Annotated in this window: 13 protein-coding genes and 1 tRNA gene; 10 read left to right on the top strand and 4 right to left on the bottom strand. The window is 66.8% G+C overall.

Annotated features, from left to right (window positions below):
• The 4 genes from HUV01_RS06800 to uvrB form a co-directional block, all read left to right on the top strand.
• On the top strand, window positions 1-788 hold a 788-nt coding region (locus HUV01_RS06800), incomplete at its 5' end, for an electron transfer flavoprotein subunit alpha/FixB family protein (protein WP_174297544.1).
• A 204-nt stretch (window positions 789-992) separates the two neighbouring features.
• The gene (locus HUV01_RS06795; RefSeq protein ID WP_174297543.1) at window positions 993-1,976 is read left to right on the top strand and encodes a DNA/RNA non-specific endonuclease; all 984 of its coding nucleotides are present in this window, start codon (window positions 993-995) and stop codon (window positions 1,974-1,976) included.
• On the top strand, window positions 1,973-2,383 hold the full coding sequence (locus HUV01_RS06790) for a hypothetical protein (protein WP_174297542.1): 411 nt from the start codon (window positions 1,973-1,975) through the stop codon (window positions 2,381-2,383). The genes HUV01_RS06795 and HUV01_RS06790 overlap by 4 nt, the downstream gene beginning before the upstream one ends.
• 46 nt (window positions 2,384-2,429) lie before the next feature.
• The gene (gene uvrB, locus HUV01_RS06785; protein ID WP_174297541.1) at window positions 2,430-4,628 is read left to right on the top strand and encodes an excinuclease ABC subunit UvrB; all 2,199 of its coding nucleotides are present in this window, start codon (window positions 2,430-2,432) and stop codon (window positions 4,626-4,628) included.
• 87 nt (window positions 4,629-4,715) lie between these two features.
• Here uvrB and HUV01_RS06780 read toward each other — a convergent pair whose 3' ends face one another.
• Window positions 4,716-5,090, bottom strand: coding sequence for a PRC-barrel domain-containing protein (locus tag HUV01_RS06780; protein WP_174297545.1), 375 nt, complete (start codon window positions 5,088-5,090; stop codon window positions 4,716-4,718).
• A 96-nt stretch (window positions 5,091-5,186) separates the two neighbouring features.
• Here HUV01_RS06780 and HUV01_RS06775 point away from each other — a divergent pair, with 96 nt between their 5' ends.
• From HUV01_RS06775 to HUV01_RS06755, 5 genes are all read left to right on the top strand, one after another.
• On the top strand, window positions 5,187-5,735 hold the full coding sequence (locus HUV01_RS06775) for a hypothetical protein (RefSeq protein WP_174297540.1): 549 nt from the start codon (window positions 5,187-5,189) through the stop codon (window positions 5,733-5,735).
• 400 nt (window positions 5,736-6,135) lie between these two features.
• The gene (gene dapB, locus HUV01_RS06770) at window positions 6,136-6,921 is read left to right on the top strand and encodes a 4-hydroxy-tetrahydrodipicolinate reductase (protein WP_174297539.1); all 786 of its coding nucleotides are present in this window, start codon (window positions 6,136-6,138) and stop codon (window positions 6,919-6,921) included.
• Window positions 6,922-6,937: 16 nt separating this feature from the next.
• The gene (nth, locus tag HUV01_RS06765; RefSeq protein ID WP_174297538.1) at window positions 6,938-7,624 is read left to right on the top strand and encodes an endonuclease III; all 687 of its coding nucleotides are present in this window, start codon (window positions 6,938-6,940) and stop codon (window positions 7,622-7,624) included.
• Between the two features lie 13 nt (window positions 7,625-7,637).
• Entirely contained in the window at window positions 7,638-8,027 is a 390-nt protein-coding gene (locus HUV01_RS06760) for a hypothetical protein (protein WP_254606436.1), read from the top strand.
• Window positions 8,028-8,136: 109 nt separating this feature from the next.
• Window positions 8,137-8,213: transfer RNA gene (locus HUV01_RS06755), tRNA-Arg, on the top strand.
• A 96-nt stretch (window positions 8,214-8,309) separates the two neighbouring features.
• Here the strand turns inward: HUV01_RS06755 and HUV01_RS06750 are convergent.
• The 3 genes from HUV01_RS06750 to HUV01_RS06740 form a co-directional block, all read right to left on the bottom strand.
• Window positions 8,310-8,480: a metallothionein gene (locus HUV01_RS06750; protein WP_174297536.1), complete on the bottom strand. Its 171-nt coding sequence runs from the start codon at window positions 8,478-8,480 to the stop codon at window positions 8,310-8,312.
• Window positions 8,481-8,484: 4 nt separating this feature from the next.
• Window positions 8,485-8,790: an ArsR/SmtB family transcription factor gene (locus HUV01_RS06745; RefSeq protein WP_174297535.1), complete on the bottom strand. Its 306-nt coding sequence runs from the start codon at window positions 8,788-8,790 to the stop codon at window positions 8,485-8,487.
• 265 nt (window positions 8,791-9,055) lie between these two features.
• Entirely contained in the window at window positions 9,056-10,585 is a 1,530-nt protein-coding gene (locus HUV01_RS06740) for a CpaF family protein (protein WP_174297534.1), read from the bottom strand.
• A gap of 138 nt (window positions 10,586-10,723) precedes the next feature.
• On the opposite strand from HUV01_RS06740, the gene HUV01_RS06735 reads away from it, so the two are divergent.
• On the top strand, window positions 10,724-10,936 hold a 213-nt coding region (locus tag HUV01_RS06735; protein WP_217430938.1), incomplete at its 3' end, for a hypothetical protein.

Genomic DNA, 10,936 nt, shown 5'->3' with positions numbered 1-10,936 from the left:
CGGGGATCGCCGGCGTCGGCAAGGTCCACGTCGCCGACGACCCCGCCTTCGCGCACGCGCTGGCCGAGAACGTCGCGCCGCTGGTCGTCCAGCTGATGGGCCATCACGACGCCTTCGTCGCGCCGTCGACCACCAGCGCGAAGAACATCGCGCCGCGCGTCGCGGCGCTGCTCGACGTGATGCAGATCAGCGATATCCTGTCCGTCGAGGGACCGGACACGTTCACGCGCCCGATCTATGCCGGCAACGCCATCGCGACGGTCCGGTCGTCGGACGCGAAGCTCGTGCTGACGGTCCGCACGACGGCGTTCGAGAAGGCCGCGGCCGAGGGCGGCTCGGGCACGATCGAGGCGGTGGCGTCGACGGGCGACAAGGGGCTTTCCACCTTCGAGGGCGCGGAGATCGCAAGGTCGGTGCGTCCCGAGCTTTCCAGTGCGAAGATCATCGTGTCGGGCGGCCGCGCGCTGGGATCGGGCGAGAAGTTCCGCGAGCTGATCGAGCCGCTGGCCGACAAGCTGGGCGCCGGCGTCGGCGCGAGCCGCGCGGCGGTGGACGCAGGGTTCGTCCCCAACGACTATCAGGTCGGCCAGACCGGCAAGATCGTCGCGCCGGAGGTCTATGTCGCGGTCGGCATCTCGGGCGCGATCCAGCATCTGGCGGGCATGAAGGACAGCAAGGTCATCATCGCCATCAACAAGGACGCCGACGCGCCGATCTTCCAGGTGGCGGACGTCGGCTTGGTCGGCGACCTGTTCAAGCTGGTGCCGGAGCTGACCGAGAAGCTGTAGGCGAAGGGGGCGCGGGATCGCCTCGCGTCGGCACGAAACGGACTGGTGGCGCGGCGGCATGGTGCGGAGCGGCATCGGGCCGCCGTTCTCCATGTCCGCGCCCATAAGCGTTGATGCGCGTGACGTCGTCGCAGGTCGCCGACGCGATCTTGCAAAATAGGATTTCGTCTGGCGTTACCCTCTCCTTTGAGCGGGAGAGCGGCGATGAGGGCCGGACAGGCTACGGGAAAAGGCTTCAGCTTCGGGCACTGGCGGCGAACGGGACGGTTGATACTGGCAGACCCGCGCTGGGGTGCGCGCGAGGTCAAGTTCAATCCCCACCACGACCCAAAGGACGGGCGGTTCACGTTCGGGGAGGGCGGCAGCGCGGGCATGAGCCGGCCGCCGAAGACTTCAACCCGGCAGACGGGACGGGAGGATCCGCGGATTGCAGCCGATGATCGCGCACGCAAAGCGCGCGTCTGGGCCAACAGTGTTCAAAATCCCGAAAATCAGGAAATCTATACGGTCCAGAAAGGCGACACGCTGACCAAGATTGCGGCGATGCGCACCGATTTGACGCCCAGCGATCTCGAGTGGCTGAACGGCTTGTCCGGCGATCAGATCAGGGCTGGCGGCACGCTGAAAATACCGAGTCAGGCGTCGTTGGACGCGAGCCGGCAAGCTGTCAGGGACGGCACGGCCTACATGATGTACATGGGCGCGCATGGCGGTAATCTGCCGCCAATTGGTCAGCATCCGACCATCGGCCAGGAGATGTTCGGGCCTGGAACGCACGTCGAGACACGCAACGGCTATGATTACACCATAGACCCGGCAGGAAATACGCGCCTCATCGACGGCACGATTACCCGTGGCAAGAACCAGGGCCGGGATCGAAAGGTGCAAGCCGCAGCGGGACTGCCGGACCGGCTGCCGACGGATCAGGGAGGTCACTATATCGCACGGCGGTTCAATGGACCTACGGACGCATTCAATCATTTTGCGCAAGACGAAAACTTCAACAAGAGTAGTTACGCAAAGCTGGAACACGAATGGGACAGGCTGGATCGTCAAGGAAAACGTGTTCACGTCACGATTATCCCGGAATACAGTTCGCCTTCTAGACGGCCATATCGGCTTGAAGTCACCTATACCGTTGGTGGTAGCAGCAAGATTGAGGTTTTCAGAAACAGGAGCAGTAAATGACAGACCGCCCTCTGCATGAGATCGTCAATGATATTGCGGCTACGACGGTAAAGATCGGTGAAATAAACTTGGGAAAATATTTCCTGTATGTCGAGTTTGCGCCGGGTGTCATCGGGCCTGATCTGTTTCAGGACGTTGGAGATCATTTATCATGGCTTAAAACCAGGCCATTGACGGACCTTCTGTTTGAAATGAACTACTTGGCTGACCCTCGCCCGATCGGTGCTTTCGCGCTCGATATTGACGGCGAACAGTTCAAGGCGGCATTCAATTATGATGTCGAACTCCTCGAAGGCACCGAGGAGCGCATGCTGGCCGCCGTCAAGGCACGCTTCGGCGACAAGCCGATCGTCTATCCCCCCCCTCGTTCGATGCAGGAACGGTTCGCGGCTGGGGAGTTCGGCTGACCTTTCCCGCCTTGGCGTCGCGCATGCGCACGACCATATTCCGGCCATGACCATCGCCATCCGCACCAGCCTCGCCGAGCCCGAGACCGGCGAGTCGTTCGTTCCCCACCGTCCGCAGCGGCCGCAGAAGGTGGAGGGCGGCAAGGCCTTCACGCTCGTCAGCGAATACACTCCCTCGGGCGACCAGCCGACCGCGATCCGCGAGCTGGTCGACTCCGCACTGGCGGGCGAGAAGGACCAGGTGCTGCTGGGCGTGACGGGATCGGGCAAGACCTTCACCATGGCCAAGGTGATCGAGGCGCTGCAGCGCCCCGCGCTGATCCTCGCGCCCAACAAGATCCTGGCGGCGCAGCTCTACGGCGAGTTCAAGTCGTTCTTCCCCGACAACGCGGTCGAGTATTTCGTCAGCTACTACGATTACTACCAGCCCGAGGCGTACGTGCCGCGGTCGGACACGTACATCGAGAAGGAGTCCTCGGTGAACGAGGCGATCGACCGGATGCGCCACTCAGCCACCCGATCGCTGCTGGAGCGCGACGACGTCATCATCGTCGCGTCGGTGTCGTGCATCTACGGCATCGGCTCGGTCGAGACCTATTCGGCGATGATCTTCGACCTGAAGAAGGGGATGAGCGTCGACCAGCGCGAGATCGTCCGCAAGCTCGTCGCGCTGCAATACAAACGCAACGACGCCGCCTTCCAGCGCGGCAACTTCCGCGTGAAGGGCGATACATTGGAGCTGTTCCCCTCCCACTACGACGATGCGGCGTGGCGGATCAGCTTCTTCGGCGAGGAGATCGAGTCGATCACCGAGTTCGATCCCCTCACGGGCGCGAAGATCGCCAGCCTGAACAGCATCCGCGTCTACGCGAACAGCCACTACGTCACGCCCGGCCCGACGATGAAGCAGGCGACCGAGGCGATCCGCCACGAGCTGACCGAGCGATTGAAGGAGATGGAGGCGGAGGGCAAGCTGATCGAGCACCAGCGGCTGGAGCAGCGCACCAACTTCGACCTGGAGATGATCGCCGCCACGGGCAGCTGCAACGGGATCGAGAACTACAGCCGGTTCCTGACCGGTCGCCTGCCCGGCGAGCCGCCGCCGACGCTGTTCGAATACCTGCCCGAGAACGCGCTGCTGTTCGTCGACGAGAGCCACCAGACGGTGCCGCAGATCGGCGCGATGGCCAAGGGCGACCACCGCCGCAAGATCACGCTCGCCGAATACGGCTTCCGCCTGCCGTCGTGCATCGACAACCGGCCGCTGCGTTTCAACGAGTGGGACGCGATGCGCCCGCAGACCGTGTCCGTCTCCGCGACGCCGGGCGGGTGGGAGATGGAGCAGGCGGGCGGCGTCTTCGCCGAGCAGGTGATCCGCCCCACCGGCCTCATCGACCCGCCGATCGAGATCAAGCCGGTCGAGGAGCAGGTGCAGGACCTGATCGTCGAGGCGAGGAAGACCGCCGAGCTCGGCTTCCGCACCCTCGTCACCACGCTGACCAAGCGGATGGCGGAGGACCTGACCGAGTATATGCACGAGGCGGGCATCCGCGTCCGCTACATGCACTCCGACGTCGAGACGCTGGAGCGCATCGAACTGATCCGCGACCTGCGCCTGGGTGTGTACGACGTGCTGATCGGCATCAACCTGCTGCGCGAGGGGCTCGACATCCCCGAATGCGGGCTGGTGGCGATCCTGGACGCGGACAAGGAGGGGTTCCTGCGCTCCGAGACGTCGCTGATCCAGACCATCGGCCGCGCGGCGCGCAACGTTGACGGGCGCGTGATCCTGTACGCCGACCGCATCACCGGCTCGATGGAGCGGGCGATGAACGAGACGTCGCGCCGGCGGGAGAAGCAGGAGGCGTACAACGTCGAGCACGGGATCACGCCGACGACGATCCGCCGCCAGATCGGCGACATCATCGCGCACGTCGCATCGGGCGACCAGGTGACGGTGCCCATTGACGAGGACCGCCCGCATATGGTCGGCCACAACCTGCGTGGCTACATCGAGGACCTGGAGAAGCAGATGCGCAAGGCCGCGTCCGACCTGGAGTTCGAGGAAGCGGGACGCCTGCGCGACGAGATAAGGAACCTGGAGAATGAGGAACTGGGCGTGCCGGTCGATCAGCAGAAGGCGCCGGTGATGGGCCGCAGCAACGAGGGCAAGCCCGGCACCCGCAAGACCCGCTACGGCAAGCAGCAGCAGGCGCGGATGGGAAAGCGCGGGGGCGGGCGATGATCCGCGCCGACGTGGCTCGTCGCGATGTCAGGCGGCGTGACGGCTCGGCGTCCGTCACGATCGTTCAGGAAAGGGGGCGATCCGCGATCAATCGCCGGCGACATCCGTCTTCGCCGCCCCGTAATAGCTTGCGACGCGATCGGCATAGGACTGGTCGAACGTCGGCGCGTTGTTGGCCCAGCTCGGCCCGCCTTCCAGCACGCGCTTGTCGATCGTGACGACGTATCCGTCGCGCACCGGGTCGTATTGGAGCAGCGGAAAGGGCACGGGATAGAAGCTCTTGCCCATGCCCAGAAAGCCGCCGAGGCTGAGAACCGAATAGGTGACCTGGCCCGATGTCTTGTGGACCATCATGGCATGGACCGCGCCGACATGATCGCCATCGCGGCTCTCCACCTTCAACGTACCGGCGAGATTGGCCTGCACGAGCAGCAGAGTGGGAGCCTTGGCGATGTCGGTCATGGGTTTCTCCTGTCGGCTGGTGAACCGGTCGAGCGTATCGGCGGTTCCGTGCGCCGCGCGGTTGAGCGGGCCGCGGCGGGCGGGCATAGCGGGGTCGTGCGCATCACCTCCATCCTCGCGGCGCTGGCCGTCCTGTCGCTCGCCGCCAGCTGCGTCGGCCCGCCACCACCCTCGTCCGTGATCGCAGCGCCGCCCGTCCGCGTCGTCGCTCCGCCGCCGCCCGCGATTGCCGCCCCGGCGCTCCCGGCCGACTGGCGTGACTGGGCGCAGACGCCGGGCGACTGGCGGTACGAGCGGACCACGGCCGGTTCGCGCGCCACGTTCGGGCGCGGGGACGAGCGGGCGTTCGCGATCGAATGCGGCATCGACCGGAGGGTCCGGCTGGAGCGGCCCGACCTGTCCGGCCCCGACCTGTCCGGCGGCGCCTTCACCGTCCGCACGTCCAGCCTGACGCGCGTCGTGGCCGCCGACAGGGGCGGCGGTCCGCCCGACCGCGCCAGGGTCACGCTGTCGGCCGGCGACCCGCTCCTCGACGCGATCGGTTTCAGCCGCGGACGGTTCGTCGTCGAACAGGCGGGTCTGCCGCCGCTGGTCCTGCCCGCCTGGGCCGAGGTCGAGCGGGTCGTGGAGGATTGCCGCGCCTGAAATCCGCTGAAACCCGCGGTTCGTCGCATCAGGCCGATTCTCCGCTTGCGCCGGCCGTCGCCATGACTCACATTACTCGATGTCGCCGGAGACGGCGGCATGTGCCATCAACAAGCGAAAGGAGGTGATCCGATGTCTCATGGTTCAGCAGTGGGTCGGATTAAGTTCGTTCGGGGGACTCGCGGCTAGTCACTGGCCGCGCATGGTTTCTCGGGCTGGAGCTCTCCGGCCGCTGACCATGTCTGGAGGTTGTCGGGTCGCCGGAAGGTGCCCGGCAACCTCTTTTCATGTCCGGGTACGGCGATCCCGGCTGCGGCTGCTCACGTTTGCGAGTTGACGTGGAGCATCGGGCGCGCAAACGCCGGCTGCGGTCGCCAGCCAAGTGTGGCAGGAGTTTGCGATGTCGTCTCTCGCCGATCCGGTCTCCCCTCCTCCCTCGCCGGGGTCACAGGCGAACGCCATCGCGATCGGCCTGTACGGCAGTGCCGGCCGCATGGGCCAGGCGATCACGCTGATGCTGGCGGACGAGGGCATCGCGCTGGCGGGCGGCGCGGACGCCGGCGACGATCCCGCTCCGCTCGCAAGGATGGCGGACGTGCTGGTCGACTTCTCGACACCGAGCGCGATGGAGGCCAATCTCGCCGCCGCGCGAGCTGCGGGCACGCCGATCCTGATCGGCACCACCGGCCTCACCCGTGCGCACCACGCCGCGATCGAGGCCGCCACGCGCGACGTCGCCGTGCTGCAGACCGGCAATACCTCGCTCGGCGTCACCTTGCTGTCGTTGCTGGTACGCGAGGCGGCGGCCCGTCTCGGCGCCGAGTGGGATGTCGAGATCGTCGAGTTCCATCACCGCCACAAGGTCGACGCGCCCTCGGGAACCGCGCTCCTTCTCGGCGAGTCCGTCGCGGCCGGACGCGGCACCGCGCTGGGGGAGGTCCGGGTGGACAGCCGCGCGGGCCTTTCCGGTGCGCGGACCGAGGGGACGATCGGCTTCGCCTCGCTGCGTGGCGGATCGGTGGTGGGCGATCATCAGGTGGTGTTCGCCGGCGATGGCGAGCGGCTGGAGCTCGGCCATCGCGGCGACGGGCGCGTGATCTTCGCGCGCGGGGCGATCCGGGCGGCGAGGTGGCTCGCGGGACGACCGCCGGGACGCTATTCGATGATAGAGGTGCTCGGGCTCTGACCGCGGAGGCTTGCCCATGAACGAGGCCGACATCGTTCCGTTCTATGCGCGCCTGTCGGCCGCCAACCCGCATCCCGAGACCGAGCTTCAGTCGATCAATCCCTATACGCTGCTCGTCGCGGTCGTGCTGTCGGCGCAGGCGACCGACGTGGGCGTCAACCGCGCGACCCGCCTGCTCTTCGAGGAGGTGACGACGCCGGCGCAGATGGTCGCGCTGGGCGAGGCGGCACTGAAGGACCATATCAAGTCGATCGGGCTGTTCAACGCCAAGGCCAGGAACGTCATCGCGCTGTCGCGCCTGCTGGTCGAGCGGCACGCAGGCTTGGTGCCCGCGGATCGCGACGTGCTGGAGACGCTGCCCGGCGTGGGCCGCAAGACCGCCAATGTGGTGATGAACGTCGCTTTCGGGGCGGAGACGTTCGCGGTCGACACGCACATCTTCCGTGTCGGCAACCGCACCGGCCTCGCGCCCGGCAAGACGCCGCTGGCGGTGGAACTGGTGCTGGACCGGGTGACGCCCCAGCCGTTCCGCCTTCATGCGCATCACTGGCTGATCCTGCACGGACGATATGTGTGCAAGGCGCGGACGCCGGAATGCTGGCGATGCATCGTCGCGGACCTTTGCGCGTTCAGACCCCAGACGCCGGCGCCGGCCACCAAGGCGACGACCATCGCGGCGGGTCCGGCGCCGGCAAGGGAGTGATCGATCGATGCGCATGACGCTGCTGGTTCCCGCCGCGCTCGGCCTGATGGCCGGCGCCGCCATCGCCGCCTCGGGCGGCGGAGCGGGGCGGGACAGGGATCGCATACCCGTGGCGGTCCCGGACGGTCCGGCCCGCAATTGCGTGTCGATCGCGCTGCTCCGCGAGAGCGTCGTGCGCAGCGACCGGGTGATCGACTTCGTCACCGGCAACCATCGCGCCTATCGCGTCGTGCTGCCGCAGGACTGCCCGGAGCTGGGGTTCGAGCAACGCTTCGCCTATGAGACGTCGCTGAGCGAGCTGTGCTCCACCGACATCATCACCGTCCTGCACGAGGCCCCACTCAGTCGGGGAGCGAGTTGCGGCCTCGCCAAGTTCCAGCCGGTGATCCTGCCGCACCGATAGGCGCCGCACCGATAGCCGCGCCGCGGTTCCGGACGCGCCATGGTTCTGGCCGCAAGGGGTGCAGAGCCACTAGCGAAGCCGGGTCCGGCCTGCTAACAATGTTGTGTCAGCACCCGTAGCTCAGCTGGATAGAGCGCTGCCCTCCGAAGGCAGAGGCCACTGGTTCGAATCCAGTCGGGTGCACCATTTTTGTCATCGACACGATCTGTCGGGCCAATCGGTGCAATCTCGTACGGCGTTTACCGGTCAGGAGTGGCGGACGCTGTCCGCCACTCCGGCGGATCAGCCGTGGCAGGTGCAACCGGCGTGATCGCAGCCGACATTGCCCGCGTGGTGCGTCGCGCACTTGTCGCCGCAGAACATGCGGCCATCGGCCTCGATCGCATTCTTGGTGCTGACGACGCAGACGCAATCGGCGCAGGCGCACTTCACCATATCGACGGTAACGGTCATGGTATCATTCCTCATTATGCGCGTCGTCGGGCTCGACGACGTGTTCCATCATGTTCGTCAGCATCGCCGAGACGTGACAGTCGGGCAGATCGTACAGGACATTCTTGCCTTGCCGCTTCTGCCGCAACAGTCGCGCCGCCCGGAGCAGGCGGAGATGATGCGAGACCAGCGACTGGCTGACCCCCACCTGCTCCGTCAGCTCGCCGACGGTCCGGGGACCGCCGAGGCAGGCCACGACCAGCCGAAGCCGGTTCGGCTCACCCAGCAGCCGAAACAGCTCGGCAAGCTCGCTACTCTGATCCGACGTCATCGCTCACCAACACATGAACAAGTAATCATATGTAGCGGTTTCGATTTCCTGTCAACAGCCGTTTCGCGACACGGCCGTTCCAGGGCGGGCCGCACCGACGCACGGTCGCGGCGGCGACCCCGATGCGGACGGTGAGGTCGCTTTCGTCGCGGGCGATCGGGACCTTGCACCTCCCGTCGACCGCGGCGTCATCGCGGCCGTGCCCGCTTGCGCGCCGGGGCGCCTTCGACCCGGTGCCGATGACGCGAGCCGATCGGAAGCCGCCCTAAAGGCACGCCTCCAGATATGCCTGGTCGAACCCGAACTGCTTCGCCTTTTCCAGCGTGTAGGGGCGCAGCCCCATGGAGCGGTATTCGCCGATGATCTTGCCGTCGGCGCTCTCGTCCAGATATTCGAACTTGAACAACTGTTGCGTGACGATCACCGGGCCTTCCATGCCGATCACCTCCGTCACGTCGGTGACCCGCCTGGATCCGTCGCGCAGGCGCTTGACCTGGATGATGAGCTCGACCGAGTCGGCGATCTGGCGGCTGATCGCTTCCTTGGGCACCTTGATGTCCGACATCATCACCATGTTCTCCATCCGCGCCAGCGCCTCGCGTGGGGAGTTGGCGTGGAGCGTGCACATCGATCCGTCATGGCCGGTGTTCATGGCGGCGAGCATGTCGAAGCACTCGGAACCGCGGATCTCGCCCAGGATGATCCGGTCGGGCCGCATGCGCAGCGCGTTCTTGACGAGGTCGCGGATGCTGATCTCGCCCTGACCTTCCAGGTTCGCGGGCCGCGTCTCCAGCGGCAGCCAGTGCGGCTGTTGCAGGCGCAGTTCGGCCGCGTCCTCGATCGTCAGCACGCGCTCGCCAGGGTCGATCATCTTGGACAGCGCGTTCAGCATCGTCGTCTTGCCCGATCCGGTGCCGCCCGAGATGACGCAGTTGAACCGGCACGCGCCCGCGATCTTCAGCGCGGTGGCCATCTTCGGCGACATGCTGCCAAAGCCCGCCATCATGTCGAGCGTGATCGGCTTGGCGGAGAACTTGCGGATCGAGATGGCGGTGCCGCGCAAGCTGAGCGGCGGCACGATGACGTTGACGCGGGACCCGTCCTTCAGCCGCGCGTCGGCAAGCGGCGTCGTCTGGTCGACCCGCCGGCCGACCGAGTTGCAGATCCGCTGCGCGATCTGGAACAGGTGTTCCTCGTCGCGGAACTGGATGGGCGCGATGACCAGCTTGCCCTTCTGCTCGATGTAGGTCTGGTCGGGACCGTTGACCATGATGTCGCTGATCGTCGGATCGGCGAGCAGCTCCTCCAGAGGCCCCAGCCCCAGCAGCTCGTCGACCAGCACCTTCTCCAGCGCGAACTGTTCTCGGCGGTTGAGGGTGAGCTTCAGCTCGGCGAGCACCTCGCCGATGATCGGGCGGAACTCCTCGGCCAGGTCGTCCTTGCCCAGCGTCGCCGCCGCCTCGGGATCGACGCGTTCGAGCAGGCGGGGGAGGACCTGTTCCTTGATCTTGTGGACGCTGGCCTCGAAGCCCTCGACGCGGCTGTTGCCGGCGTCGCCGCTCGCGTTCTGGCGGTCGGCCAGCCGCTGCATCGCGTCCATCTGGACACCCGGCATCGTGCCGGCGAGTTCCGCGTCCGCGACCAGGCTTGCGGGGTCGAGCGGCGGAAACTGGTCGCCGCCCGCGCCGTCGCCGTCGGGACGATGCCCGCCGCCCTGCATCGGCCGGGCGATCCCGAACGAGGGCCGGCCCGACGCCGGGCCATTCCCCCCACTGCGCCGTCCGAACGCGCTCATGCCCGTGATCCTTCTCGCATGGATCAAAGGGGTAGGGGTCAAGGCTTTCGATTTGACTAACCATTCAGGCAGGACGGGCCATTCAGGCAGGGCGGGGCGGCAACGCGGCGTTTACCGGGCGGGGCGCAGGGCGGTCGGATGGAGCATGTCCGCCTCACCGCCGCCGAGCATGTCGCCGCCGGTTCCGCGCCGGCCGCAGCACTGGCCGCAGCACCGGCCGCAGCACCGGCCGCAGCGCCGGTCGACCGGTGGCTCCTGGCGGGAGTGGCGACGATCCTGTGCGCGGCGACGGGCGCGGTCCTCGGCTCGCCGCGCTACATGAGCCCGGAGCAGTCGCGCTCGTCGCCCGCG

Source organism: Sphingomonas bacterium (assembly GCF_903643035.1).
In the GTDB taxonomy this organism is placed as follows: Bacteria; Pseudomonadota; Alphaproteobacteria; order Sphingomonadales; family Sphingomonadaceae; genus Sphingomonas.
The sequence above is the reverse complement of the archived record's forward strand: the minus strand, read 5'-3'. Positions and strand labels throughout refer to the sequence as shown.